25 protein-coding genes are annotated in these 24,634 nt (G+C 72.2%); 8 read left to right on the forward strand and 17 right to left on the reverse strand.

What is annotated here, in order from left to right:
- Positions 1–17: 17 nt before the first annotated feature.
- A complete protein-coding gene (locus tag I2W78_RS12715; RefSeq protein ID WP_196459603.1) occupies positions 18–1,151 on the forward strand; it encodes an Mrp/NBP35 family ATP-binding protein in 1,134 nt (377 codons plus the stop codon).
- Positions 1,152–1,288: 137 nt separating this feature from the next.
- Here the strand turns inward: I2W78_RS12715 and I2W78_RS12720 are convergent, their stop codons facing one another.
- The 5 genes from I2W78_RS12720 to sigE all read right to left on the reverse strand — a co-directional run bounded on the left by I2W78_RS12720 (position 1,289) and on the right by sigE (position 6,688).
- Positions 1,289–1,948: a hypothetical protein gene (locus tag I2W78_RS12720; protein ID WP_196459605.1), complete on the reverse strand. Its 660-nt coding sequence runs from the start codon at positions 1,946–1,948 to the stop codon at positions 1,289–1,291.
- A 240-nt stretch (positions 1,949–2,188) separates the two neighbouring features.
- Positions 2,189–2,608 (reverse strand): sec-independent translocase, encoded by a 420-nt coding sequence (locus I2W78_RS12725; protein WP_196459606.1) that lies wholly within the window; start codon positions 2,606–2,608, stop codon positions 2,189–2,191.
- Between the two features lie 165 nt (positions 2,609–2,773).
- Positions 2,774–4,891: a S1C family serine protease gene (locus I2W78_RS12730; RefSeq protein ID WP_374222662.1), complete on the reverse strand. Its 2,118-nt coding sequence runs from the start codon at positions 4,889–4,891 to the stop codon at positions 2,774–2,776.
- A gap of 136 nt (positions 4,892–5,027) precedes the next feature.
- On the reverse strand, positions 5,028–5,990 hold the full coding sequence (locus I2W78_RS12735) for a zf-HC2 domain-containing protein (RefSeq protein WP_196459607.1): 963 nt from the start codon (positions 5,988–5,990) through the stop codon (positions 5,028–5,030).
- Positions 5,987–6,688, reverse strand: a complete 702-nt coding sequence (gene sigE / locus I2W78_RS12740; protein ID WP_196464532.1) for an RNA polymerase sigma factor SigE — start codon at positions 6,686–6,688, stop codon at positions 5,987–5,989. The genes I2W78_RS12735 and sigE overlap by 4 nt, the downstream gene beginning before the upstream one ends.
- A 235-nt stretch (positions 6,689–6,923) precedes the next feature.
- Here sigE and I2W78_RS12745 point away from each other — a divergent pair, with 235 nt between their 5' ends.
- Positions 6,924–7,622 (forward strand): O-methyltransferase, encoded by a 699-nt coding sequence (locus tag I2W78_RS12745; protein ID WP_307783956.1) that lies wholly within the window; start codon positions 6,924–6,926, stop codon positions 7,620–7,622.
- Between the two features lie 103 nt (positions 7,623–7,725).
- On the opposite strand, the gene I2W78_RS12750 is transcribed toward I2W78_RS12745, so the two are convergent.
- Positions 7,726–7,893 carry a DUF3117 domain-containing protein gene (locus I2W78_RS12750; protein WP_003966491.1) on the reverse strand — a complete coding sequence of 56 codons (168 nt, stop codon included), beginning with the start codon at positions 7,891–7,893 and terminating at the stop codon, positions 7,726–7,728.
- A gap of 378 nt (positions 7,894–8,271) precedes the next feature.
- Between I2W78_RS12750 and I2W78_RS12755 the strand changes: the two genes are divergently transcribed.
- On the forward strand, positions 8,272–9,075 hold the full coding sequence (locus tag I2W78_RS12755; RefSeq protein ID WP_196459608.1) for a 2-cyclohexenylcarbonyl CoA isomerase: 804 nt from the start codon (positions 8,272–8,274) through the stop codon (positions 9,073–9,075).
- A gap of 48 nt (positions 9,076–9,123) precedes the next feature.
- On the opposite strand, the gene I2W78_RS12760 is transcribed toward I2W78_RS12755, so the two are convergent.
- Together I2W78_RS12760 and I2W78_RS12765 are read right to left on the reverse strand one after the other, a co-directional pair.
- Entirely contained in the window at positions 9,124–9,711 is a 588-nt protein-coding gene (locus I2W78_RS12760; protein WP_196459609.1) for a DNA-3-methyladenine glycosylase I, read from the reverse strand.
- Positions 9,708–10,061 (reverse strand): DivIVA domain-containing protein, encoded by a 354-nt coding sequence (locus I2W78_RS12765; RefSeq protein ID WP_196459610.1) that lies wholly within the window; start codon positions 10,059–10,061, stop codon positions 9,708–9,710. The genes I2W78_RS12760 and I2W78_RS12765 overlap by 4 nt, the downstream gene beginning before the upstream one ends.
- Before the next feature lie 155 nt (positions 10,062–10,216).
- On the opposite strand from I2W78_RS12765, the gene folP reads away from it, so the two are divergent.
- Entirely contained in the window at positions 10,217–11,077 is an 861-nt protein-coding gene (gene folP, locus I2W78_RS12770) for a dihydropteroate synthase (RefSeq protein WP_196459611.1), read from the forward strand.
- Positions 11,078–11,218: 141 nt separating this feature from the next.
- Here folP and I2W78_RS12775 read toward each other — a convergent pair whose 3' ends face one another.
- A complete protein-coding gene (locus I2W78_RS12775) occupies positions 11,219–11,977 on the reverse strand; it encodes an LOG family protein (RefSeq protein WP_196459613.1) in 759 nt (252 codons plus the stop codon).
- Positions 11,978–12,096: 119 nt separating this feature from the next.
- Complete coding sequence (gene dapE, locus I2W78_RS12780; protein ID WP_196459615.1) at positions 12,097–13,176, reverse strand: succinyl-diaminopimelate desuccinylase; 1,080 nt, start codon at positions 13,174–13,176, stop codon at positions 12,097–12,099.
- A 96-nt stretch (positions 13,177–13,272) separates the two neighbouring features.
- Here dapE and I2W78_RS12785 point away from each other — a divergent pair, with 96 nt between their 5' ends.
- Both I2W78_RS12785 and I2W78_RS12790 read left to right on the forward strand, forming a co-directional pair.
- Positions 13,273–14,250, forward strand: a complete 978-nt coding sequence (locus I2W78_RS12785) for a heavy metal transporter (protein WP_196459617.1) — start codon at positions 13,273–13,275, stop codon at positions 14,248–14,250.
- A 334-nt stretch (positions 14,251–14,584) separates the two neighbouring features.
- Positions 14,585–15,034, forward strand: a complete 450-nt coding sequence (locus tag I2W78_RS12790; RefSeq protein ID WP_196459619.1) for an ATP-binding protein — start codon at positions 14,585–14,587, stop codon at positions 15,032–15,034.
- A 63-nt stretch (positions 15,035–15,097) separates the two neighbouring features.
- Here I2W78_RS12790 and I2W78_RS12795 read toward each other — a convergent pair whose 3' ends face one another.
- Both I2W78_RS12795 and fdxA read right to left on the reverse strand, forming a co-directional pair.
- Positions 15,098–16,192 (reverse strand): bifunctional succinyldiaminopimelate transaminase/glutamate-prephenate aminotransferase, encoded by a 1,095-nt coding sequence (locus tag I2W78_RS12795; RefSeq protein WP_196459621.1) that lies wholly within the window; start codon positions 16,190–16,192, stop codon positions 15,098–15,100.
- 110 nt (positions 16,193–16,302) lie between these two features.
- Positions 16,303–16,623 carry a ferredoxin gene (fdxA, locus tag I2W78_RS12800; RefSeq protein ID WP_023546973.1) on the reverse strand — a complete coding sequence of 107 codons (321 nt, stop codon included), beginning with the start codon at positions 16,621–16,623 and terminating at the stop codon, positions 16,303–16,305.
- A gap of 141 nt (positions 16,624–16,764) precedes the next feature.
- Here fdxA and I2W78_RS12805 point away from each other — a divergent pair, with 141 nt between their 5' ends.
- Complete coding sequence (locus I2W78_RS12805; RefSeq protein ID WP_196459623.1) at positions 16,765–17,763, forward strand: GNAT family N-acetyltransferase; 999 nt, start codon at positions 16,765–16,767, stop codon at positions 17,761–17,763.
- Positions 17,764–17,765: 2 nt separating this feature from the next.
- Complete coding sequence (locus tag I2W78_RS12810) at positions 17,766–18,629, forward strand: transglutaminase family protein (RefSeq protein ID WP_196459625.1); 864 nt, start codon at positions 17,766–17,768, stop codon at positions 18,627–18,629.
- A 98-nt stretch (positions 18,630–18,727) separates the two neighbouring features.
- Here I2W78_RS12810 and I2W78_RS12815 read toward each other — a convergent pair whose 3' ends face one another.
- The 5 genes from I2W78_RS12815 to I2W78_RS12835 all read right to left on the reverse strand — a co-directional run bounded on the left by I2W78_RS12815 (position 18,728) and on the right by I2W78_RS12835 (position 24,484).
- Positions 18,728–19,342: a response regulator transcription factor gene (locus I2W78_RS12815; RefSeq protein WP_196459627.1), complete on the reverse strand. Its 615-nt coding sequence runs from the start codon at positions 19,340–19,342 to the stop codon at positions 18,728–18,730.
- A complete protein-coding gene (locus I2W78_RS12820; protein WP_196459629.1) occupies positions 19,339–20,505 on the reverse strand; it encodes a sensor histidine kinase in 1,167 nt (388 codons plus the stop codon). The genes I2W78_RS12815 and I2W78_RS12820 overlap by 4 nt, the downstream gene beginning before the upstream one ends.
- Positions 20,502–21,242: an ABC transporter permease gene (locus tag I2W78_RS12825; protein ID WP_196459631.1), complete on the reverse strand. Its 741-nt coding sequence runs from the start codon at positions 21,240–21,242 to the stop codon at positions 20,502–20,504. The genes I2W78_RS12820 and I2W78_RS12825 overlap by 4 nt, the downstream gene beginning before the upstream one ends.
- Positions 21,239–22,156 (reverse strand): ABC transporter ATP-binding protein, encoded by a 918-nt coding sequence (locus I2W78_RS12830; protein ID WP_196459633.1) that lies wholly within the window; start codon positions 22,154–22,156, stop codon positions 21,239–21,241. Before I2W78_RS12830 ends, I2W78_RS12825 begins: the two co-directional genes overlap by 4 nt.
- 114 nt (positions 22,157–22,270) lie before the next feature.
- Complete coding sequence (locus I2W78_RS12835) at positions 22,271–24,484, reverse strand: hypothetical protein (RefSeq protein ID WP_196459635.1); 2,214 nt, start codon at positions 24,482–24,484, stop codon at positions 22,271–22,273.
- Positions 24,485–24,634 lie beyond the last annotated feature (150 nt).

Below are 24,634 nucleotides of genomic sequence, written 5' to 3' on the forward strand. Positions count from 1 at the left end.
GCCGTACCATCGTCCTTATGGCTACGGAAGACGCGGTGCGCGAGGCACTGGCGACGGTGAACGACCCCGAGATCAACCGCCCCATCACAGAACTCGGGATGGTCAAGTCCGTGGAGATCGGCGCGGACGGCGCCGTCGCGGTCACCGTGTACCTCACGGTCTCCGGCTGCCCGATGCGCGAGACGATCACGCAGCGCGTCACCGAGGCGGTCTCCCGGGTCGACGGCGTCACCCGCGTCGACGTCACGCTCGACGTGATGAGCGACGAACAGCGCAAGGAGCTGGCGACGGCGCTGCGCGGCGGCCAGGCCGAGCGCGAGGTCCCCTTCGCCAAGCCCGGCTCGCTCACGCGCGTGTACGCGGTCGCGTCCGGCAAGGGCGGCGTCGGCAAGTCGTCGGTCACGGTCAACCTGGCGGCGGCGATGGCGGCCGACGGCCTCAAGGTCGGTGTCGTCGACGCCGACATCTACGGCCACTCGGTGCCGCGCATGCTGGGCGCCGACGGGCTTCCCACCCAGGTCGAGAACATGATCATGCCGCCGTCCGCGAACGGCGTGAAGGTCATCTCCATCGGCATGTTCACGCCGGGCAACACCCCCGTGGTGTGGCGCGGCCCGATGCTGCACCGCGCGCTCCAGCAGTTCCTGTCCGACGTGTACTGGGGCGACCTGGACGTCCTGCTCCTCGACCTGCCGCCCGGCACCGGCGACATCGCCATCTCCGTGGCGCAGTTGGTCCCCAACGCAGAGATCCTCGTCGTGACGACCCCGCAGCAGGCGGCGGCCGAGGTGGCGGAGCGGGCCGGCTCCATCGCCGTACAGACCCACCAGAAGATCGTCGGCGTGGTCGAGAACATGTCCGGCCTGCCCTGCCCGCACTGCGGCGAGATGGTCGACGTCTTCGGCACGGGCGGCGGCCAGGTCGTCGCCGACGGCCTCACGCGGACGACCGGCACGAACGTCCCCGTCCTCGGCAACATCCCCATCGACGTCCGTCTCCGTGAGGGTGGCGACGAGGGCAAGCCGGTGGTCCTGACCGACCCGGACTCCCCGGCGGGCACGGCCCTGCGCTCCATCGCGGGGAAGCTGGGGGGACGGCAGCGGGGCCTGTCGGGCCTGTCGCTGGGCATCACGCCGAAGAACAAGTTCTAGATCTTTTCGACGGGCAAGCGGGGCAACGCCCTCAGGGGCGCGGGGAACGGCGCGACAAGCCACAGACAACCCGCAGCCGCCGGACAACAAGCAGCCCTACGGCGAAGGGGCGCCGCACACCTGCGGCGCCCCTCACATCAGACGTAGGCCTCGATGTCCTTCACCACAGCGAACCCCAGCCCGTACGCGCTCATCCCCCGCCCGTACGCCCCCAGGTGAACCCCCTCCTGCGTGGACCCGGCGAGCACCCACCCGAACTCGGACTCCCGGTAGTGGAAGGGCGTCGGCACACCGTCGACGGGAAGGGACAGCGTCGACCAGTCGGAACCGGCGAGATCGTCCGCAAGGACCCACGCCGTCTCCGTCTGCTGGTCCAGCCAGTCGTCCCGCAGACTGTGGTCCATCTGCCCGGGCCAGGTGAAGGACAGCAGCCCCACCCCCGCCAGCCAGGCGGCCGAGGAGACCGACGTCGCCTCCAGCAGCCCCGTACCGTCGGCACTGCGCCGCACGGGATTCGCGGCGACGGTCACCACGACAGCGAACCGCTCCCGCTCCTCGGCGACCCCTTCGGCACGCACCGAGGGCTCGTCACCGTGGCCGACCGAACCGTGCTCCACGGCTCCGTCGGCCGTCATACCCACCTGCATCAGCCAGCGCGGGCCCGTGAACGCCTCGTCAAGGCCGTACCACGGGAAGGGCGCACGCAGGTAGCCGTCGACCGTACGCCGGGCGGAGGGGACCTGTTGCCCGCCCTCCGCGACCGGCGCCTGCGCGACTGCCCGACTCGTCGTCTCCATGTGCCCGGACGCCTCCTCGCTCTCGTCGGAACGGACGGCCCGCCCCCCTTCGGGCGTACTCGTCCGGTCCGCACAACAACTCGGCAGCATATCCACACCACTGCGGGCAGCCGGGAATGCGCCCGGCGCGTGGGTCGCGAGCGAGACGTGTTCAAGCCGCTGCGGGCGCGTGAAGGCTGTGGTGCGATTCGCCCGCGTCCCACGAGGTGACGGGCGTGAGGAGGAGGTGTCCCGCCGGTGTCAGGTGGCGTCGGCGTCGAAGGGCGGGCGGTCGTCGGCCTTCTTCGTCATGTCGACGCGGGCACCCGAGGAGCCGGAGGGGGCCGACAGCTCGGCATCGCGGGCGTGGACGGCGTCCGTGACCTCGGCCATCTCCTTCTTCAGGTCGAAGCCGTTGCGGATCTCCTTCAGCCCCAGGTCGTCGTTGTCCAACTGCTTGCGGATGAACGTCTTGGGGTTGAGGTCCTCGAACTCGAAGTCCTTGAACTCCGGGCCGAGTTCCTGCCGGATGTCCTGCTTGGCGCTCTCCGAGAACTCACGGATCTTCCGGACGGTGCGCATCACGTCCTGGATCACTTTCGGGAGCTTGTCCGGACCGAACACGAGCACGGCGAGGACGACGAGCGTCACCAGCTCCAGCGGTCCTATGTCATTGAACACCTGAAAGCTCCTTGCGATGTCCCGGGCCGGCTCCACGGTACCCGTCGATCCTGTCCGACCGGTACCGTTCCGTGCCCCGCACGTGCGGGTAAGTGAGCGTTTTCCGGTTGTTTGCCTTGTGAGAGAGGGTTCGCGGTCCCGTCTGTGAGATTTGTGTGGGTTCGCTCAGTCGCCGCCCGAGGAGCCGAGCACCAGGGAGATCGTCCGTTCCTCGCCGTCCCGCCGCAGGGTCAGCTCCAGCCGGTCGCCCGGGCGGTGGGCGCGGGTCCTGACGATCAGTTCCTCACCGGAGTGGATCCGCTGGCCGTCGACCTCGGTGATGATGTCGCCCGGCTCGATCCCGGCCTTGTCGCCGGGGCCGCCCGGGGTGACCGGCTCGCCGCCCTCGCTGCCCTTGGTGCCGACGCGGGCGCCGTCGCCGGTGTAGTTCATGTCGAGGGTGACGCCGATGACCGGGTGGGTCGCCTTGCCGGTGGCGATCAGTTCCTCGGCGACGCGTTTGCCCTGGTTGATCGGGATGGCGAAGCCGAGGCCGATGGAGCCGGACTGGCCGCCGTCCAGGTCGGTGCCGTTGTTGGCGGAACGGATGGCGGAGTTGATGCCGATCACGCGGGCCCGGGCGTCGAGCAGGGGGCCGCCGGAGTTGCCCGGGTTGATGGGGGCGTCGGTCTGCAGGGCGTCGACGTAGGAGATGTCGCTGGCGTCGCCGCTCTCACCGCCTGCCGTGATGGGGCGTTCCTTGGCGCTGATGATGCCGGAGGTGACCGTCCCGGCCAGGTCGAAGGGGGCGCCGATGGCGACGACCGGGTCGCCGACCTGGACGTTGTCGGAGTTGCCGAGGGGCAGCGGCTTGAGGCCGCTGACGCCGCGTACGCGGACGACCGCGAGGTCGTAGCCGCCGTCCCGGCCCACCACCTCGGCCTTCGCCGTCTCGCCGCTGTGGAACGTGACCGTTATCTCGCCGTCCGTGCCGGCGGGCTCCACGACGTGGTTGTTGGTGAGGATGTGACCCCGGCCGTCGAGCACGAAGCCGGTGCCGGTGCCTTCCTCGCCGGAGCCGCTGACGTGCAGGGTGACCACGCTGGGCAGGGCCCGCGCGGCGATCCCGGCCACGCTTCCGGCGTCCCGCCCGTCGGCCTCCCGCCCGGCCTGCGGCAGCTCCACCTGCCCGACCCCGCCGTTGCGCTCCAGATAGGCGCCGACGACACCGCCGACGCCGCCGGACACGAGGGCGACGAGCAGGGTGCCGACGATGAGGATCTTCTTGCCTCGTTGACGACGCTGCTGCTCGGTGGGGATCGCGGCGCCGGTCTGTTGGAGCGGGCCGGGCGCGAGGCCCGCGCCGGGGGCGGGGACAGAGGCGGGGGCGGCCCAGGGGTCGTAGCGGTGCCAGGGGTCGGAAGGAGAGGCGGGGGCGGTGGGTGAGGCCTGTGAGGCAGGTGAGGATGGGGTGTCGGTGGTGGGTGGCGGCACGGCGGTGCCACTGATGGCCGCGGGGGCGGGCGCCGACGGAGGCGCGGGCGCCGGGACGGCCGGGGCAGACGCCGGTGTGGGCGCCGGCGGAGGGGCGGGCGCCGGAAGGGCCGGAGCAGACACCGGAGCGGCCGGAACGGGCGAAGCGGGCGCCGGAACGGCCGAAGCAGGCGCCGGCGAAGGGGCGGGCGCTGGAACGGCCGGGGCAGACGCCGGAACGGGCGGTGTGGGCGCCGGAACGGGCGGGGCAGACGCCGGAACGGGCGGTGTGGGCGCCGAGGCGGCCGAAGCAGGCGCCGGCGAAGGCGCGGGCGCCGGAACGGCCGGGGCAGACGCCGGAACGGGCGGTGTGGGCGCCGAGGCGGCCGAAGCAGGCGCCGATGGAGGCGCGGGCGCCGGGACAGCCGGGGCAGACGCCGGAACGGCCGGTGTGGGTGCCCCGTGCGGCGGTGGCGGGGCCGGTGCCGGGGTGGGCGTCACCGTCGCCGTGCCGTGGGCGGGTGTGGTCGCCGGGTGCTGTACGGGTGGAGCGGGCGCCCAGGGACCGGGCTCGCCGTAGGGCGGGGTGCTGTACGGGTCGGGGTCGTGGAGGGGTTTGACGTCCTCGACGGCGGGAGCGGGGGCCGGAACCGCGTCCTCCGGCGCAGCGGACGCCGTCATGTCACCCTGCGATGCCTGCGACGCATCGGCGTCCCCCGAGGCCTGGCCCGTCGGCGCCTCGTCGGACGCCACCTCGGGCGCATCCTCCGGGCGCCTCAGCTCGAAGTCGCCCTCCCCCTTGTCCGGCGTCGGCACGGTGCCCTCGTTCATGCTCTCCCCACAGCTGGCCGCGGCCCGGCTCGTCGTTGGTGTGGCCGCAGTTCGTGATTCCGCGCCGGACGCCGGGGCGTGGGCGCGGTTCACCCCTGGATTCAACCAGGTTCGGGCGCCGCGCCGCAGGGGCCGGTCAGCGGGGTGTGCCGGAGGAGGACGCGGAGGGAGCGGCGGTCCCGTCGGTGACGGGGGCCGCGAGCAGGCCGGGAGTCATGACCTCCGGTGCCGTCGACCAGCTGGTGAGCGTGATCGGCGGGGCCGCCGCCGGCGGACGTATCAGCGGCGACATCGCGGCCGCGCCGGCCAGCATGGGAGCCGTGAGGGCGTGCACCGGCTGGGCCGCCACTCCGGGCAACAGGGGTGCGGACACCGCGGTCGGGGCGGCCGGGGTGTCCCCGAGCGTCCGTCCGCCCTGGCTCTGGGCGAGCTGTGGGCCGACACCGCGGCGCCGCTGGTTCTCGGGCGCCGTCGCCGTCCCGGACCCCGGACGGGCCGGGGTCACATTGCTGCCCGAGCCGCCCCGGGGGTCGGTGTCGCCCGGTGTGCCCGTGGTGACGCCGCCGAGGGCGATCGCGGCCAGGGACACCGCCCCGGCGGCCACGAACGCGAACCGGCGCCCACGCGAGGCGGCCGCCCGCTCGGCCTCACTGCGGCCGACGTCGTGGATGCGGAAGCCGCGCTGTGCGGAGGCGGGCAGTACGGACGCGTGCGCGGCGGTGGGGACGTATTCGAAGTCGAAGCGCTCGCCGCGCCTCATGCCGAAGACGCCGGTGGCGCCGGGACGTCCCGTGGGCAGCCCGCCGAAGCCTCCCCCGACCGGTGGGACACCACCGTCGAGGTCACCTCCCCCGGGGAGACCCTGGAGGCGGGCCAGGAAGCTCTCGGAGGGCGGCGGCGGGGCGGCCTCCGCGAAGACGTTCTTCAACCGGCGCTGGGCGTCGACCTCCGCCTTGCACTTCGGGCAGGTCGCCACGTGCGCCAGCACGCGCTCACGCGTGTCATGACCGAGCTCGCCGTCCACCAGGGCGGCGAGTCGGTCTCCCAGGTGCTGCTCTGCGAGGCGCTCCTCGGCAGCCGTCGGCCGTGTGCCACTCACGCGGACGCGCCCCCTCCCCCCAGAGCGGGGATACGCGGCACGAAGGAGCGGCGCTCGGCGCGCGCCTCCGGGGACCGGTGCGCCAGGGCCTTGCGCAGCTGCGAGCGGCCGCGGTGGATCCGGGAGCGGACCGTGCCCAGCTTGACGCCGAGGGTCGCGGCGATCTCCTCGTACGACAGTCCCTCGATGTCGCACAGGACGACCGCGGCGCGGAACTCGGGCGCGAGGGTGTCGAGGGCCTGCTGGACGTCCGCGTCGAAGTGCGCGTCGTTGAAGACCTGCTGCGGGGACGGCTCGCGGCTGGGCAGCCGCTCGGCCGCGTCCTCGCCGAGGGCGTCGAAGCGGATGCGCTGCTTACGGCGGACCATGTCCAGGAAGAGGTTCGTGGTGATGCGGTGCAGCCAGCCCTCGAACGTGCCCGGTGAGTACGTCGACAGGGAGCGGAATACACGGACGAAGACCTCCTGGGTGAGGTCCTCTGCGTCGTGCTGGTTACCGGTGAGGCGGTAGGCCAGCCGGTACACACGGCCGCTGTGGGTGCTGACGATCTCCTCCCAGGTGGGCGGAGTCCACGCCTGCCCGTCCGCGTCGGTGGAGAAGGTCGCGGTCCGGTCGGTGCCAGCGGCGTGGCTGTGGTCAGCAGCGGTGTCGTTCACGGATTTCGGCCTGCCCGCCGACCAGAGGAAGCGCCGCAGCACTCCTGCGCGGTCCACAGGCGCAGCCGCACCTCCCCTGTCAGCTCTGGTGGTGTCCAGTGGAGCCCCTACCATAGCCACCTCGCCCGTTAGCTCCCCATAAGCGGTTTTACGAGAATTTGATCTGTGCTGATACGGCTCATACGGCTGCGTCAGCACTTGCTGGCCGTCCCGCTCGTCGTCGTGATCCAACCGTGTCCCCCGCCGTCGTCTCCCACCCCTCTAAACGCCCGGTCCCATCTGCGGGTTCCCGGCACCAACGGATACAGTCACGCCCAGGCAACCACGGGGACAGGAGAGGGTCATTACCGGCAACCGGCTGACGAGCTGGGCGTTCGCCGACGCCTTTGTCGCCGAGGACGACGCGCTGCACTGGGCCCGTGACCGGGCCCGGGAGGCAGGGCTGCGCTCGGTGTCGCCCGGCACGGGCGCCGCGCTGCGGTTGCTGGCCGCCTCCGTGGACGCCAAGGCGGTGGCCGAGATCGGCACCGGCACCGGTGTCTCCGGGATTCATCTGCTGCACGGGATGCGCGCGGACGGCGTGCTGACCACCGTCGACCCCGAGCCGGAGCACCAGCAGTTCGCGCGGCAGGCCTTCCGAGCGTCCGGGTTCGCCAGCAACCGGGCCCGCTTCATCCCGGGCCGCGCCCTCGACGTGCTGCCCCGGCTCGCGGACGCCGGTTACGACCTCGTCTTCTGCGACGGTGACCGGCTGGAGGTGCTGGACTACCTCGCTGAATCGTTGCGCCTGCTGCGTCCGGGCGGGCTCGTGGCGTTCGAGGGCGCCTTCGCCAACGGGCGCACGGTGGACTCGGGACCGCAGCCGACGGAGGTGCTGCGACTGCGGGAGCTGCTGCGCGCGGTGCGCGAGAGCCAGGAGCTGGTGCCGTCGCTGCTGCCGGTGGGCGACGGGCTGCTGTGCGCGGTCAAGCGGTGACTCCCGCTGAAGTGGCGACTCCTGCTCAGCGGAGCTGAGCAAACAGCCGCCCCGGCACCGGATGCGGTGCCGGGGCGGCTGAAAGGGTATGGTCGCCCGCGGGTCAGCCCACGACCTTCTTGAGGGCGTCGCCGAGCGCGTCGGCCTCGTCCGGGGTCAGCTCGACGACGAGCCGACCGCCGCCTTCGAGCGGAACGCGCATGACGATGCCCCGCCCCTCCTTGGTCACCTCGAGCGGGCCGTCACCCGTCCGCGGCTTCATGGCCGCCATGCTCGTTCCCCTTCCTGAAAACCAGCTCATCGTCAAAGCCGACGGCCCGCTGAAGGGCACGCGCGGTCCTGAAGGCAGACACGCGACACCGGCATCGAACACATTGCTTCCAAGCCATTATCCCGCATCTCACGACCCGATGACCAACATCAGTCGGCATCGCTTGGGCAACGCGCGCGAGCAAAACCACTCAATTCGGCGATGTGGCTGCGATACTGCGCAGCCGCACAGACTTCCGCCCACCGGAAACCCACCCGAATTCTTTGACGCAGCTCACACGGACGCTCGGGGCCGTTGTCAGTGATCTCCGTCATGCTGTCCTCAGACAGGACGTACCGACCGGTACGCCCCAAGCCGCCGACCCGGAGGGGATACGCCATGGCCGACACCGTGCTCTACGAGGTGAACGACGGGCTCGCGACGATCACGCTGAACCGCCCCGAGGCGATGAACGCGCTGAACATCGAGGCCAAGGTCGCCCTCCGGGACGCGGTCCAGTCCGCGGCGGCCGACGACGCCGTCCGGGCGGTGCTGCTGACCGCGGCCGGTGACCGGGCGTTCTGCGTGGGCCAGGACCTCAAGGAGCACATCGGACTGCTGGCCGCCGACCGGGAGGCGGGCGAGGGGCAGACTATGAGCACCGTGCGTGAGCACTACAACCCGATCGTGCGGGCGCTGACCGACATGGCGAAGCCGGTGGTCGCGGGCGTGAACGGGGTCGCCGCCGGGGCCGGTTTCGGCTTCGCGCTCGCCGCGGACTACCGGGTCGTGGCGGACACGGCGGCGTTCAACACGTCGTTCGCGGGCGTCGCGCTGACCGCCGACTCCGGTGTCTCCTGGACGCTGCCGCGCGTGGTCGGACCCGGGCGCGCCACCGATCTGCTGCTCTTCCCGCGCAGTGTCAAGGCGCAGGAGTCGTACGAGCTGGGCATCGCGAACCGGGTCGTGCCGGCGGCGGAGCTGCGGGCGGAGGCCGAGCAGGTGGCTCGCTCGCTGGCCGAGGGGCCGACGGTGGCGTACGCGGCGATCAAGGAGGCCGTGGCGTACGGGCTCAGCCACTCCCTGGCCGAGACGCTCCAGAAGGAGGACGAGCTCCAGGCGCGGGCGGGGGCGTCGGAGGACCACGGGATCGCGGTGCAGGCGTTCGTGAACAAGGAGAAGCCGAAGTACCTGGGGCGCTGAGCCGGGTCCGGCCGCCGATTTCCTGCGGCCTGATCCAAACGACAGGCCCTAGCCGACGCGGCGTGCGGCGCAGTCCGCCAGGTGGTCGTTGACCAGGCCGCATGCCTGCATCAGTGCGTACGCCGTCGTCGGACCCACGAAGCGCAGGCCCCGTTTCTTCAGGGCCTTGGACAGGGCCGTCGACTCCGGGGTGACCGCGGGGACGTCGGCGATGGTCTTGGGGACCGGGCGGGTGGCCGGGTCGGGGGCGTGCGACCAGATCAGGTCGTCCAGCTCGCCCGGCGCCCAGTCAGCCAGCGCGCGGGCGTTGGCGAGGGTGGCGTCGATCTTCGCGCGGTTGCGGATGATGCGGACATCGGTGAGGAGGCGGTCGCGGTCGGCGTCCGTGAAGGTGGCGACCGTGGCGATCTTGAAGTCGGCGAAGGCGGCGCGGAAGCCGGGGCGGCGGCGCAGGATGGTGATCCAGGACAGCCCGGACTGGAAGGCCTCCAGGGCCAGCCGTTCGAACAGCGCGTCGTCGCCGTGGACCGGGCGGCCCCACTCCTCGTCGTGGTACGTCACGTAGTCCGGCGTCGACAGGGCCCAGGGGCAGCGCAGCGCGCCGTCGGGGCCTGCCAGGGGGGTGCCGTCGCTCACCGCTGGTCCTCTTCCTGGCCGGTCCTGTCCGTGGAGACGCGGGCCTCGGCCTGGACGCCGGCCAGGGCGGACTCCAGGTCGGCGATCCGGGCGTCGCGCTCGGCGAGCTCGGCGGCGATGCGGTTGAGGGCGTCGTCGACGTCGGACATGCGGTAGCCACGGGCGGCGAGCGGGAAGCGCAGGGTGTCGATGTCCGTGCGGCCGACCGGGCGGTCCAAGGGCAGCGGGTCCTGCAGCCGCTCGGGCGCGGCCTCGGGCAGCGGGCCGTGCTCACCGCCGCCGACCACCGCGAGGGTCACCGCGGCGACCACGACGGCGAGGGCGACGACCAGGAAGAAGAACATAACCATCGCTGAGGTCCCCACACGGAGTGTGACGGCATACGTGTGGCGCACGCCGACGTCGAATGTGTCAGGGTCCGATCGTGCCATGCGAGTCTGACAGTTAGGGTCGCAGGCGGTCGCAAAGGCCCAGGACCAGGACGGACGAGGAGAGGTCACAGGGGATGCTCAGGCTGGGCAGGCGGGAGTTCGACCCGCGCGAGCCGGTGATCATGGCGATCGTGAACCGGACCCCGGACTCCTTCTACGACCAGGGGGCCACGTTCCGCGACGAGCCCGCGCTGGCACGGGTGGAGCAGGCGGTGGCGGAGGGGGCCGCGATCATCGACATCGGCGGGGTCAAGGCGGGGCCCGGCGAGGAGGTGACCGCCGAGGAGGAGGCGCGGCGGACGGTGGGGTTCGTGGCGGAGGTGCGGCGGCGGTTCCCGGAGGTGATCATCAGTGTGGACACCTGGCGGCACGAGGTCGGGGAGGCCGTGTGCGAGGCCGGGGCGGATCTGCTGAACGACGCGTGGGGTGGGGTGGATCCGCGGCTGGCGGAGGTCGCCGCGCGGTACGGGGTGGGGCTTGTGTGTACGCACGCGGGGGGCGCCGAGCCGCGTACGCGGCCGCACCGGGTGACGTACGACGACGTCATGGCGGACATTCTGCGGGTGACGCTCGGGCTGGCTGAGCGGGCGGTGTCGTTGGGGGTGCCTCGGGAGTCGGTGCTGATCGATCCCGGGCACGACTTCGGGAAGAACACGCGGCACAGTCTGGAGGCGACTCGGCGGCTCGGGGAGATGGTCGAGACGGGGTGGCCGGTGCTGGTGTCGCTGTCGAACAAGGACTTCGTCGGGGAGAGCCTGGACAAGCCGGTGAAGGAGCGGGTGGTCGGTACGTTGGCCACGACCGCGGTGTCCGCGTGGTTGGGGGCGCAGGTGTACCGGGTGCATGAGGTGGCGGAGACTCGGCAGGTGCTGGAGATGGTGTCGGCGATCGCGGGGTGGCGCGAGCCGACGGTCGCACGGCGGGGGCTGGCCTGACACCTTCGCCCGTCCGGCGTTTGAGGACGAGGCCGTTCAGGCCGAGGCGGGGGAGCCGGGGGCGGCAGCCCCCGGGGCGGTCACCCCGGCGCCGGTGCACACGCTCACGCCGGGTGACTCAAGGCCCGTTCAAGCCCAGCGCTAGCGTCCCGCCTCCTTCGACACCAACGCCACCGCCTCGTCCACGTCGTCCGTCACGTGGAACAGCTGGAGATCCTTCTCCGCCGCCTTGCCCTGGGCGATCAGCGTGTTGCGGAGCCAGTCGATCAGGCCGCCCCAGTAGTCGGTGCCGAAGAGGACGATGGGGAAGCGGGTGACCTTCTGGGTCTGGACCAGGGTCAGGGCCTCGAAGAGTTCGTCCAGGGTGCCGAGGCCGCCGGGCAGGACCACGAACCCCTGCGCGTACTTGACGAACATCATCTTGCGGACGAAGAAGTAGCGGAAGTTCAGGCCGATGTCGACATAGGGGTTGAGGCCCTGCTCGAAGGGCAGCTCGATGCCCAGGCCGACCGAGATGCCGCCCGCCTCGCACGCGCCCTTGTTGGCCGCCTCCATCGCCCCGGGGCCGCCGCCGGTGATGACCGCGAAGCCCGCCTCCACCAGGCCTCGGCCGAGGCGGACGCCGATGTCGTACTCGGCGGACTCCACCGGCGTACGGGCGGAGCCGAACACGCTGATGGCGGGCGGGAGCTCGGCGAGTGTGCCGAAGCCCTCGATGAACTCCGACTGGATGCGCAGCACACGCCACGGGTCGGTGTGGACCCAGTCCGACGGGCCGCCCGCGTCCAGCAGACGCTGGTCCGTCGTGCTCGCCGTCACCTGGCTCCGCCGACGGAGGACCGGGCCGAGGCGCTGCTCCTCCGGCGGCTGCTTCTTGCCCTCAGGGTTGCCGGTGGCCATGTGCGCTCCCTCCGCTTGCGGGGTGTTTCCACCTCAGCGTAGATCCACGCCGGTTACGGAGGGGGTACATGTGCATGTCTGCAAAAAAAGCGCCCGCGCGTAGGGCCACCGCGCGCCCGTCACGCCGTCAGCCAGGCCCGCAGCCGCTCCTCCCCCGCCAGGATCTTCGCCGTCTCCACCCGCTCGTCCCGCTTGTGCGCCAAGTGCGGGTTGCCGGGGCCGTAGTTGACCGCCGGGACGCCCAACGCCGAGAAACGCGACACGTCGGTCCAGCCGTACTTGGGCTGCGGGATGCCGCCCACCGCCTCGATGAAGGCCGCCGCGGCCGGGTGGGACAGGCCGGGCAGCGCGCCCGGGCTGTGGTCGTCGACGACGAAGTCGGTCACGCCGCAGTCCGCGAACACCTCACGGACGTGGGCGATCGCCTCCTCCTCCGTACGGTCCGGGGCGTAGCGGAAGTTGACCGTGACGACACACTCGTCGGGGATGACATTTCCGGCCACACCGCCCGAAATGCGCACCGCGTTCAGGCCCTCGCGGTACTCCAGGCCGTCGATCACCGGGTAGCGGGGCTGGTACGAGGCCAACCGCTCCAGAATGGGCGCCGCCGCGTGGATCGCGTTCGAGCCCATCCAGCCGCGCGCCGAGTGCGCCCGCTCGCCGCTCGTCTTCAGCAGCACACGCAGGGTGCCCTGGCAGCCGCCCTCGACCTGGCCGTCGGACGGCTCCAGCAGCACCGCGAAGTCGCCCTGGAGCCACTCCGGGTGCGCCTCGGCGACGTGCCTGAGGCCGTTGAGGTCGGCGGCGACCTCCTCGTTGTCGTAGAAGACGAAGGTCAGGTCGCGGTTGGGGGCCGGGACCGTGGCCGCGATCCGCAGCTGCACCGCGACGCCCGCCTTCATGTCGCAGGTGCCGCAGCCCCACAACACCCCGTCCTCGTCCAGCCGGGACGGCACGTTGTCGGCGATCGGCACCGTGTCGATGTGCCCGGCGAGGATCACCCGCTGCGACCGGCCCAGGTCGGTGCGGGCGACGACGTTGTTGCCGTAGCGGTCGACCGTGAGGTGCGGCAGGGCGCGCAGCGCGTTCTCGATCGCGTCCGCGAGGGGCTTCTCGCTGCCGCTCTCGGACGGGAAGTCGACGAGCTGGGCGGTGAGCCGGGCGGCGTCCAGGGTGAGGTCAAGCGGGGAGTCGGCCATACGCCGACCCTAGCGCCCCTGACCCGCACTTCCCCGACCTGGGATTCTTTCCACACCCGGCCCCGCTCACTCCGTACTCTCCAGTACCTTGTACGCGTGCCAGAGCCGTCCCCTACTCTCCAGCGTCGTGGCCGCCTCCTCCGTGTCGGGGCGGCCTTCGTCGTCCTGCTCGCGGTCGCGGGCTATCTCGCGGTGCAGTACATCACCGGAGGCACCGGCGGCCCGGGATGCCGGGTCGTCTCGGCCGACGGCGACGGAGCGACGTACGAGTTCACCCCCGAACAGGCCGTCAACGCCGCCACGATCACCGCCGTCGGCACCGCCCGCGGCCTGCCCGAACGGGCCGTCACCATCGCCCTCGCGACCGCCCTGCAGGAGTCCGCGCTGCGCAACATCAGCCACGGCGACCGCGACTCCCTCGGCCTGTTCCAGCAGCGGCCCTCGCAGGGCTGGGGCACCGAGGAGCAGATCATGGACCCGATCTACTCGGCGGGCATGTTCTACGACCATCTGGTCGAGGTCCCCGGCTACACCCGGCTGCCCCTCACCGTCGCCGCCCAGCGCGTGCAGCGCAGCGGTTTCCCGCAGGCGTACGCCAAGCACGAGCCCGACGCCACCCTGCTCGCCGCCGCCCTCACCGGCCGCGCGGCGGCCACGCTGACCTGCGAGGGCCGGCCGGGCGCGACGGCGACCGCCGGTCCGGACGCGGTGCGCTCCGCGCTCGTGCGGGACTTCGGGCGGGACGCCGTGCAGCAGGCCGGCGCCGAGGTGGGCGCCACCACCCCTGCTCCGACGCCGAGCCTGGTCACCGAGACCAGCGGGCGGACGGTGACCGTGCCCGTCGCCGAGGACACCGACGGGCGCGGCTCCCAGGAGCGCGGCTGGCAGCTCGCGCACTGGGCCGTGGCCAACGCCTCCGCGCTGCACATCGAACGGGTCTCGTACGCCGGCCGGGAGTGGGTCGCCGGGCACACCGACAGCCGGTGGCGTGCCGCGGCGGGGGACGCGAGCAACGGGGATCGGGCGGAGAGCGCGGGAGCCGCGAACGCCGTCCGAATTGTCACTGCTCAGTAGTGCGAGCGGTCACTCCCACGGGTTACGTCCGTCCACTCGCGGCGACGGGGTGCTCAGGTTTTCGTGACCTCACCCTCGTATGCGTCAAAGCCCTTGGGACCACGGGGCTGTAAGGATTCGGCGGACTTTCGGACCGGGTGTTCTTTGCCCGATTTTATCCGTAGCCGATAATGCGACACATTGCCAAGTCTTTACGTTGGCGCACCGCAACCTTCGCGGGCTTCGAGCGGTAGTCACTGCGTCCGAGCCCGGTGAGCGAGACCGCGACCGACATCGCGGGTCGACTCCCGGGCACGGCTGAATACTTCACCGTTCTCTCCGTCGAAGGAGCACCATGTCCCTCCCCCTGACCCGTCGGATCGCCCGTGCCGCGCTGCTCGTCGCTGCGGGAGCGGCTGCCGGGGTCGGTGCGGCCGGCTCCGCCAGCGCTGCAGCCGAACTGCCCGCCACCGGCAACCTCGGCGGGCTGACCGCCCTGGACGGGGCCAACGTCGGCAACACCGTCGACAGCGCGGCGCAGAACGTGACCGGAACCGCCGGTGAGACCGGCAGCAAGGCAGTCAAGAAGGCGGTGCCGGCCGCGGGCAAGACCGGTGGCCAGGCCGCGAAGAAGGCGATGCCGGCGGTGCAGAAGGTCGCGGGTGACACGGCCGGGGCCGCCGGGGCCGTCGTGGGCGACGCCGCGTCGACCGCCGCCACCACCGGTGGGCTGCCGACGGACGGGCTGACCAAGGGCGGCCTGCCCACCGCGTCGCTGCCGACCCAGGGGCTGCCGATCGGCTGAGTGCCGAGCACCGCTCCATGAGCGAAGGGGTCCAGGGATCTTCCCTGGGCCCCTTCGCCGCGTTCACGCGAGGCGCTTGACCGCCGCCGCGATCCGCTCGTCCGTCGCCGTCAGGGCCACTCGTACGAAGTTCTCGCCCGCCTGGCCGTAGAAGTCGCCCGGCGCGACCAGGATGCCCAGGTCGGCCAGATGGGCGACCGTGTCCCAGCAGGACTCGTCCCTGGTCGCCCACAGATAGAGGCTGGCCTCGCTGTGCTCGATGCGGAAGCCGTGGCCCAGCAGGGCCTCGCGCAGGGCCGTGCGGCGGGCCGCGTAACGGTCGCGCTGCTCGCGGACGTGGGTGTCGTCGCCCAGCGCCGCCACCACCGCCGCCTGCGTCGGCGCGGACGTCATCATGCCGCCGTGCTTGCGGATCTCCAGAAGCGGGCCGAGGACGGCCGGGTCGCCGGCGAGGAAGGCGGCGCGATAGCCCGCGAGGTTGGAGCGCTTGGACAAGGAGTGGACCGAGACGATGCCCTCGTACGAGCCGCCGTTGACGTCCGGGTGGAGGACGGAGACCGGGTCGGCCTCCCAGCCGAGTTCGAGGTAGCACTCGTCGGAGAAGACCAGGACGCCGTGCTCACGGGCCCAGGCGACGATCCGGGTCAGCTCCTGCTTCGACAGCACCTTGCCCGTCGGGTTGGAGGGCGAGTTCAGCCAGAGCAGCTTCAGGTTCGTCGGGTCGAGGTCCGTCGGGTCGTCGTACACCTCGTACTCGGCGCGGGCCAGGCGCGCGCCCACCTCGTACGTCGGGTAGGCGAGGCGCGGGTACGCCACCTTGTCGCCGGGGCCGAGGCCCAGCTGGGTGGGGAGCCAGGCGACCAGTTCCTTGGAGCCGACGATCGGCAGGACGTGGTGGTGGGTGACGTCACGGGCGCCGAGGCGGCGCTGCACCCAGCCCGTGATCGCGTCCCGCAGTTCCGGCGTGCCCCACACGGTCGGGTAGCCGGGCGAGTCGGCGGCGGCGATCAGCGCCTTCTGGATCAGCTCGGGGACCGGGTCGACCGGGGTGCCGACGGAGAGGTCGACGAGGCCGTCCGGGTGCGCGGCGGCCGTCTTCCGGTACGGAGCGAGCTTGTCCCAGGGAAAGGTGGGCAGGCGGTCGGTGACTGCGGACACGGTGTCTGGCTCACTTTCTGGTGCGGCAAACGCCTCGGTCCCGTGCGGCGACGATCGGGGTGATCGGGCCGTACGGGACCGAGGCGGCGCGGTTCGGGCCGCTTAGGGGGTCACTCGCCCTGCGGCGGCAGCGCGGCGACGAAGGGGTGGTCCCGCTCGATCAGGCCGAGCTTGCTCGCGCCGCCGGGCGAGCCGAGCTCGTCGAAGAACTCGACGTTCGCCTTGTAGTAGTCCTTCCACTCCTCCGGCACGTCGTCCTCGTAGAAGATCGCCTCAACCGGGCAGACCGGCTCACACGCACCGCAGTCGACGCATTCGTCCGGGTGGATGTACAAGGACCTGGAGCCCTCGTAGATGCAGTCGACCGGGCACTCCTCGATGCACGCCTTGTCCTTGACGTCGACACAAGGCTGCGCGATGACGTAGGTCACGCTGTCGTTCCTCCTCGATACGGGCGCCGGCGGGCCTCCTCAGGCTCCGCCGCCTGGCGCGCGGGAGCGCGGCGTCGTCGATGCCCGCCCCTAGTATCTCCGTTCTTGGGCATGATCCGAACAGGAGGGGTGAACCGACCAGTGGAAATATCACCGGCTGGACGCCTTGAGGTCCGTATCACCGCTGCTGACGTGGGCAAACGAGTCTCCGTACGGCGCTTGGGGGACCATCGTGTCACGGAGCAGAAATTCACCGACACGGTGGGTGTTCTCACATCCTGGAACAACGGTGTGCTCGTGATCACACGGCGGGACGGCGAACGCGTCCGCATCGAGGAAACCTCGCTGGTCGCGGGCAAGGTCGTGCCTCCGGCACCGGCCCGGCGACGCGGCCCCGCCGCCTCCTACGAGGAGCTCGCCCGGGTCGCCGCGCGCGCCTGGCAGCCGCTGGAGAGCGAGCGGCTCGGCGAGTGGGAGCTGCGCGCCGCGGCCGGGTTCACCCGGCGCGCCAACTCCGTACTGCCACTCGGCGACCCGGGAGTGTCCCTCGACGAGGCGCTGACCGCCGTACGGCGCTGGTACGGCGACCGGGGCCTGCCCGCGTACATCCAGACCGCCACCGGCGCCGAGGGCACGCAGGAGCTGCTGTGCGCGGAGCTGGAGGAGCGGGGGTGGGTGCGGGAGGTGTCCGCCGAGTTGTGGATCGGCGGGCTCGCGCCCCTCGCCGACCGGGCCGAGGGTGCCGGGGTGGTGCTGTCCCGGGAGGCGGACGCGGGGTGGCTGGCGCGGTACCAGCGCAAGGGGGTGAGTGAGGTGGCTTTGCGGGTGCTGGGGAGCGGGAGGTCGGTGTGGTTCGCGAGTGTGCCGGGCGAGGGCTCGGTCCCCGCGGCCATCGGGCGGTGTGTCGTGGACGGGCGGTGGGCCGGGTTCGCCGCCGTCGAGGTGGATCCCGCGCTACGACGGCGGGGGCTGGCGAGCGAGGTGATGGCCGCGTTGGCCCGGCGGGCCATGGACGAGGGCGCGTCGGCGGCATGGCTGCAGGTCGAGACGGACAATGCCGGTGCACGGGCGTTGTACGCCGCGCTGGGCTTCGGTGTGCATCACACGTACCACCATGTCCGGGAGCCGGAGGGCAGGTAGCCATGAGTCCACCCTTCCCGCCATCCGCCGAGCGGTCCGCCGAGCTGCGGCGCCGGTTCGCCGAGGAGGCGCGGGCCGAGCGGCCCGATCTGGCGACGTTGTGTCTGCTGGTCGGTGCGCAGGCCGACGGGACGCTGGACGAGGCGGGCATCGACGCCGCGCAGGTGGAGCTGGACCGGCTGGCCGGGCTGCTGCCGTTCCGGCCGGGTGGGGCGCGGGCGTGGGCGGTGGCGTTGCGGGAGCTGCTGGGTGACCGGTGCGGGTTTCGCGGCTCCGCCGCGGACTATCAGCGGCTTCAGTCGTCGCTGCTGCATGCCGTGCTGGTGCGGCGGCGGGGGTTGCCGATTCTGCTGTCGGTGGTGTGGATGGAGGTGGCTCGGCGGGCGGGGGCGCCGGTGTACGGGGTGGCCCTGCCGGGGCACTTCGTCGTCGGGTTCGGGGGTCCGGCCGGAGCGGCGGACGAGCAGGTGCTGGCCGATCCGTTCGACGGGGGGCGGGTGATGAGTGGGAACGATGCGGAGTTGCTGGTGGTGGGGGCCACCGGGGCGCCGCTGGATCCTTCGATGCTGGTGCCCGCGGATCCGTTGGATGTGGTGCTGCGGATTCTGAACAACATCCGGGCGTGGGCCGCCGCGCGGGTCGAGCGGTCGGATGTGGGGTTGTGGGCCGTGGAGTTGTCGCTGCTGCTGCCCTCGCATCCGGCTCGGTTGCGGTACGAGCGGGCGCAGTTGCTGGTGCGGCGGGGGGACTTCCTGGGGGCGGCCGCGGAGTTGGATGCGTATGCGGAGGTGGTGGGGGGTGTGGATGAGGGGGCGGCGGAGCAGGTGCGGGGGGAGGCGCGGGCCGCTCGTGCCATGTTGAACTGATCGGGCGGGTGCGGGTTTCGTGTGGCTGGTCGCGCCCACGCGGCGGAGCCGCATATCGATACAGCCCCGCGCCCCTGGGGCGCTGCCCCGACCGGCGATTACAGCCAGCCCTTGTCCTCGGCGATCCGGGCCGCTTCCGTTCTGTTTCGGGCCGCCAGTTTTTGGATCGCCGTGGAGAGGTAGTTGCGGACCGTGCCCTGGGACAGGTGCAGGGTCTTGGCCAGTTCGGCGTTTGTGGAGCCGGCCGCTGCCGCTCGCAGGACCTCTCGTTCGCGGTCCGTCAATGGGTTGGTGCCCTCCGCCAGGGCCGCTGCCGCCAACGTCGGGTCGATGACCCGTTCGCCCGTCAGGACCTTGCGGATCGCCTCCGCCAGTTGCGCTGCGGGGGCGTCCTTGACCAGGAAGGCGTCGGCGCCGGACTCCATGGCGGTGCGGAGGTGGCCGGGGCGGCCGAAGGTGGTGAGGATGACCAGGCGTACGTCCGGCAGCTCCCGGTGGAGTCGGGCCGCCGCCTCGATGCCGGTCGCGCCCGGCATCTCGATGTCGAGGAGGGCCACGTCGACGTCGTGCTCGCGGGCCAGCGGCAGCACCTCGTCGCCGCGGGCCGCCTGGGCGACCACCTCGATGTCGTCCTCCAGGCCGAGCAGCGCGGCCAGTGCCTCGCGGACCATCGACTGGTCCTCGGCGAGCAGGACCCTGATCGTGCGGCTCATGTCGCGGATCCTACGGTCGGGCCGACGGGAACCCTCGCGACCAGCCGGAAGCCGTGCTTGACCGGGCCCGCCTCCAGCGTGCCGCCCGCCTTGTGGAGGCGCTCGGCGAGGCCGGTGAGGCCGTGGCCGGGGCCTTCGCCGGTGCCGCCGACTCCCGAGCCGTCGTCCTCTACGCACAGGTCCAGGACGGGGCCGTCGAGGGTCTGCCGACGGGTGACGGTGACCGTGCAGCGGCGGGCGCCGCTGTGCCGTACGACGTTGGTGACCGCCTCGCGCAGCGCCCAGGCGAGGGCGGACTCGCTCTCCTCGGGGACGTCGGTGACGTCCGGTTCCAGCGGGATGTCGAGGCTGACCCCGGCCGCCGTCAAGGCATCCCGGGCGCCCGCCAGTTCGGCGGCCAGGCGGGGGCGCCGGTAGCCGGTGACGGCCTCGCGGACGTCGACGAGGGCCTGGCGGCTGACCTGTTCGACGTCGGCGATCTGCCGGGCCGCCTGGTCGGGGTGGTCGGGGAGCATCCGGCCGGCCAGTTCGCTCTTGAGGGTGATCAGGGACAGGGAGTGGCCGAGCAGGTCGTGCAGGTCGCGGGCGAGGCGCAGCCGTTCCTCGTTGGCGGCGAGGTGGGCGACGGTGGCGCGGGCCTCGCGCAGGGCGATGGTGGTGCGGACGAGTTCCCGTACGCCGGTCATGGCGAAGCCGCCGAGCAGCGCCGGGATGAGCAGCCCGGCCAGGTAGGTGGTGCCGTCCGGGACGGCCAGGGCGACGGACGTCATCAGGGCCGAGGCGCCGGGGATGGTCCAGCGCGCGTACCGCAGGGGCAGTGCGGCGCCCGACGCGATCGAGACGTAGACGAAGAGGACCAGCCACTCGCGGCCGAGTGTGACGGCGAGGAGCGTCGACTGGGCGGCCAGAACCGCGATCGAGCCGAGGACCAGCGCGTTGCTGTCCCGGCGGCCGGTGCGGAACAGCAGGATCATGTACCAACCGACGAAGGCCGCCAGGCCGATCCAGCCGAGGACCCGGACGCCGGTTCGGTGGCCGCCGTGCAGGAGGTCGGTGACGGGGGCGCTCAGGTAGACGAGCCAGATGCCCGTCCACAGGCTCTTGATCAGCCGTTGCTTGCGGTTCTGCGGGCGCTGCCCGATACCGACGCCGATGCCGCTCACGCCTTCAGCGAGTCCTTCCGGTACAGCCAGGCCGCCCCGCCCGCGAAGAGCACGAAGGAGACGGCGAGTACGGCGATGTCGCCGGCCTGCGGGACCTGGCTCTGTTCGATGGCCCGCCCCAGGGCAGCGTACGCGTGCGTGGGCAGCCACTCGGCGATGTCCTGGAGCCAGCCGGGGAACGTCGTCGTCGGCATCCACAGGCCGCCGAGCATGGACAGGCCGAAGTAGACGATCATCGTGATCGGGCGGACCGCGTCCCCGCTCGCGAGGTAGCCGATGGCCACGCCGAGCGCGGCGAAGACCAGGCTGCCGGCCCAGATCGCGCCGGTCAGGGCGAACCACTGCCAGGCGGCCAGGCGTACGTCCTTCGCGGCAGCCGCGACCACGAAGACGATCACGATCGACGGCAGGCTCACCACGGCCGCGCTCGCGGTCTTGGCGAGGACGTAGCCGCGGCCGGGCAGCGGGGTCAGCCGCAGCTGTCGTACCCAACCGTTCTCCCGCTCCTTCGCGATGCGCTCGCTGTTGCCCATCAGGACGGCGGTCAGGGCGCCGAAGGAGGCCATGGAGACCATCATGTACGTCGGGAGGGTCAGGCCCGTGCCGTCGATGGTCGTCGTGCTGTCGGCGGTTCCCGCGAGCAGCAGGAACAGCACCGAGGGGTAGATCACCGAGAAGAACAGGAACTTGCGGTTGCGCAGGGCGCGGGTGAGTTCGAGGGTGATCAGGCTGTTCATGCGGTGCGTGCCTCCTCGGCGGTGGTGAGGGCGACGAAGGCCTCCTCCAGGCCCAGGCCGGCGACTTCGAGATTGCGGGGGTGGCAGCCCTGGGCGTACAGGGCGTGGACGGTCTCGTCGGCGTCCGTGGAGCGGATGCGGACCGTCCGTCCGGAAATGTCCAGGGAGGCGAGGAACGGCAGGGCGCGCAGCGCGGGTTCGTCGATCGGGGCGTCGAGGTCGAAGGAGATCCTGCGGGCTCCGGCCTTGGCCTTGATCTCGGCGGCGGTGCCGTCGGCGAGCAGTCGGCCGCGGTGCAGCACGAGGACGCGGTCGGCGACGGCGTCGGCCTCTTCGAGATAGTGGGTGGCGAAGAGGACCGTACGGCCGTGGTCGGCCTGGTCGCGCATGGTGGCCCAGAAGGCCTGGCGGGTGGTGACGTCCATGCCGGTGGTCGGCTCGTCGAGGACGATCAGATCGCTGTCGCCGGCGGTGGCGAGGGCGAAGCGGACGCGTTGGGACTGGCCGCCGGAGAGCTTGTCGGCCTTGCGGTCGGCGAGCCGGTCGATGCCCGCGCGGGACAGCACGTCGGGGACGGCGTACGGCCTGGGGTGGAGGGCGCAGGCCAGCCGCACCAGTTCGGCGACCGTGACGCCGTCCATCAGTCCGCCGCTCTGCAGCATCGCGCCCACCCGCCCGGCGACGATCGCCTCGCGCGGGGTGGTGCCGAAGAGGCGGACGGTGCCGGTGTCGGGCTGCCTGAGTCCGAGGAGCAGGTCGAGGGCGGTCGACTTGCCGGCGCCGTTGGGGCCCAGCAGCGCCACGGTCCGGCCCGGTTGCAGGGTGAGCGTCAGCACGTCGACGGCACGGACGGTGCCGTAGCTCTTGCTCACCCGGTCGAAGGCGACGGCCGGGGTGGGTGTTGTCGTCGTCATGCGGCCATCGTGGCCGCGCGGGGCGGGCGCCCGGCAGTGTCGGTGATCCCGACTGCCGGATGACAGATGTCATGGACGAGGGCACCCGGCCGGCGGGCGCGGGTGCCCCCTTCGCTAGCTGGGGTTGGTGTCGATCGTCGCCACGCGGTTCGTCGTGCTCTTCAGGGCCGGGCGCAGGGCGCTGATCACGTCCTGGACCGTGACCGGGGTCTTCTGGCCGGTGCCCCGGGTGATGAGGACGCCGTCGAAGGTCTTGCCGTAGAGCTCCGTCAGGGCGGCCTCGTCGTAGGTGTCGACCAGCTTGCCGTCGACCGCCTGGACGCGGAGGAACTTCCACAGGGAGTTCTCCGGGCTGAAGGCGATCGAGTGGGCCGCGTCCGTCTGCACGGTGACGATGTCGGACATCGCCGGCTCGGCGAACTCCTTCATCATCCGGTCGACCTCGGCGTTGGACACCGTCGGCTGCTTGGTGGTGGTCGGCACCTGGACGGGCGTCGCCGTGCCGGTCTCCACCTGGGTGCGGTAGGCCTCCTCGACGGCCTCGGTGGCCTGGTCGACGGCGATGCCCTTGCCGGCCTTGCCGTAGACGGCGACCGCCTTGCCGGACTCGAACCTGATCGTGCCCTCGGTGGCGCTGCCCGCGCCGCCCGCCACGGTCTGCAGGGCCGACTGCAGCTTCTCCTCGTCGACCGGCATGACCGGTTCGACGACCCGTTCCTGGCCGAAGAGCGAGCCGATCACGGAGACCGGGTTGTAGTCGCTCTTCGCGGCGGCGGCGACCGTGGCGTCGGCGTCGAACTGCAGGCCCGACTGGTCCGGCCTGAGCGAGACGGTCTCGCCGTCGACGGACAGCTTCAGCGGGTTGTCGATGCTGTCGCCGAGGGCCTCGTCGAGCTTCTTGACGGCGTCGTCGCGGGTGCCGCCGCCGATGTCCACGCCGAGCACGGTGGTGCCCTTGGGCACGTCGGAGTGGTTCATCAGCAGACCGGCGCCGTAGGCCACACCGGCGATGGCGACCACGCCGCCGCCGAGCAGCACCAGCTTGTTGCGGCCCTTCTTTTTCTTCTTGGGCGCGGCGGCGGGCGCGCTCTGCTGCGCCGGCTCGGGCCGCTTCGGCGAGGTGTGCGGCAGCGGCCCGTCGGTGGCGGCGCCCGTCCCGAACGGCGTGCTCCGGTCGGCGGGCGGCACGACCGGGATGCCGCTGGTGAGGGTGTCCCCGGAGACGTTGTCGACGCGGGCGAAGGGGCTGCCCGGGGGCGGCTCGGGGGCCGGCTTCTGCGGGGTGAGGATCGCGGTGTCGTCGCTCAGCCCGCCGCCGGGGCCGGGGTGCGGGGCGGTGCCGGGTGCGGCGGCCGCGTTCGGCGGGACGAGAGGGCTGTCGCCGGTGACGGGGCCACCGGTCGGGCCCGCGGGGGCCTGCGGGCCGCCCGGACCGCGGTAACCGCTCGGAGCGTTCTGGCCGTTGGGGGCGGCGGCGCCCGGACCGCCGTACGGGCTCTGGGCGCCGTAGGGGTGCTGCCCGTTCGGGGCGCCCTGACCGTTCCGGCTGTTCTGTCCGTTCCGGCCGTTCTGGCCGTTCTGGCCGGGCTCGGTGAAGTACGGCAGGTCGTCGCGGCGCGGCTCGCCCTGGCGGGAGCCGTTGCCGTTGCCCAGCGGGCCCGCCGCGAGGGCCTCGGTGACGTCGAAGGAGCCGGTGCCGCCGCCGTGGCCGGGGGCCACCGGGCCGCCGGTCGCGCCGGGGAGCCCGGCGCCGTTCGTGCCGCCGGGGCGGGCGCCGTTCTGCGCGCCGGGCCGGGAGCCGCCCGGCATGCTCATGGAGCCGACGACACCGCCGGGGCGCCCGGCGCCCGGAGCGGCGGGGGCAGGGGCAGCGGGAGCGACCGAACCACCGGACGGGGCCGCCCCGTTGGTGGCACCGCCGCCCTGACCGGCCTTGGGTGAGGCGGACTTGCGGGGCGCGAACCAGTCGCTCGTCTTCTCCTCCGCGGCCCCCGGCTGTTGCTGCTCGGCGAGCGCCTCGGCCGGGCCCGTGGAAGTGGCCGCGGCCGGCGTCGTCGCCTCGGCCTCGCCGCCGTCGGCGCCCTCGGCGTCCGCGACGGGCTTGCGCACGACGACCGGCGGAATGGGCCGCGATCCGGGGATGTTGATCCGAATCCGGGTCGTCAGCGTCGTCTCGGTCTTGCGCTCCTCGGACGGTCCGCCCGAACGGCCCGTGTCCGCACCGCTGTCGGAGACCGTGGGGGTGCCGTAGGGCGGCGTGCCCGAGGGGTATGCGGTACCCCCGTGCCCGTTGGGCCCGGAGGACGGACTGTCAGTTTCACGACTCAAGGCAGGTTCTCCCGGTTGGCTCCACCGCCCGTTACGACCTCAGATACGCGGGCAGCTCGGCGGCGGCTCCACCATACTGGCCACTTCGGGCGGGTATCCCGCGACCGCTGGGGAAACCCACACGGGACTCGCACGAGCGCAGGACGGCGA

It is taken from the genome of Streptomyces spinoverrucosus (assembly GCF_015712165.1).
Taxonomy (GTDB): domain Bacteria; phylum Actinomycetota; class Actinomycetes; order Streptomycetales; family Streptomycetaceae; genus Streptomyces; species Streptomyces spinoverrucosus_A.

Excerpts from the sequence above, each read along its gene's own strand:
- I2W78_RS12715 (WP_196459603.1), top strand. The coding sequence starts at position 18 with ATGGCTACGGAAGACGCGGTGCGCGAGGCACTGGCGACGGTGAACGAC.
- I2W78_RS12720 (WP_196459605.1), bottom strand. The coding sequence starts at position 1,948 with ATGGAGACGACGAGTCGGGCAGTCGCGCAGGCGCCGGTCGCGGAGGGC.
- I2W78_RS12730 (WP_374222662.1), bottom strand. The coding sequence starts at position 4,891 with ATGAACGAGGGCACCGTGCCGACGCCGGACAAGGGGGAGGGCGACTTC.
- I2W78_RS12750 (WP_003966491.1), bottom strand. The coding sequence starts at position 7,893 with ATGGCGGCCATGAAGCCGCGGACGGGTGACGGCCCGCTCGAGGTGACC.
- I2W78_RS12755 (WP_196459608.1), top strand. The coding sequence starts at position 8,272 with ATGGCCGACACCGTGCTCTACGAGGTGAACGACGGGCTCGCGACGATC.
- I2W78_RS12765 (WP_196459610.1), bottom strand. The coding sequence starts at position 10,061 with ATGGTTATGTTCTTCTTCCTGGTCGTCGCCCTCGCCGTCGTGGTCGCC.
- folP (WP_196459611.1), top strand. The coding sequence starts at position 10,217 with ATGCTCAGGCTGGGCAGGCGGGAGTTCGACCCGCGCGAGCCGGTGATC.
- I2W78_RS12775 (WP_196459613.1), bottom strand. The coding sequence starts at position 11,977 with ATGGCCACCGGCAACCCTGAGGGCAAGAAGCAGCCGCCGGAGGAGCAG.
- dapE (WP_196459615.1), bottom strand. The coding sequence starts at position 13,176 with ATGGCCGACTCCCCGCTTGACCTCACCCTGGACGCCGCCCGGCTCACC.
- I2W78_RS12790 (WP_196459619.1), top strand. The coding sequence starts at position 14,585 with ATGTCCCTCCCCCTGACCCGTCGGATCGCCCGTGCCGCGCTGCTCGTC.
- I2W78_RS12810 (WP_196459625.1), top strand. The coding sequence starts at position 17,766 with ATGAGTCCACCCTTCCCGCCATCCGCCGAGCGGTCCGCCGAGCTGCGG.
- I2W78_RS12815 (WP_196459627.1), bottom strand. The coding sequence starts at position 19,342 with ATGAGCCGCACGATCAGGGTCCTGCTCGCCGAGGACCAGTCGATGGTC.
- I2W78_RS12825 (WP_196459631.1), bottom strand. The coding sequence starts at position 21,242 with ATGAACAGCCTGATCACCCTCGAACTCACCCGCGCCCTGCGCAACCGC.
- I2W78_RS12830 (WP_196459633.1), bottom strand. The coding sequence starts at position 22,156 with ATGACGACGACAACACCCACCCCGGCCGTCGCCTTCGACCGGGTGAGC.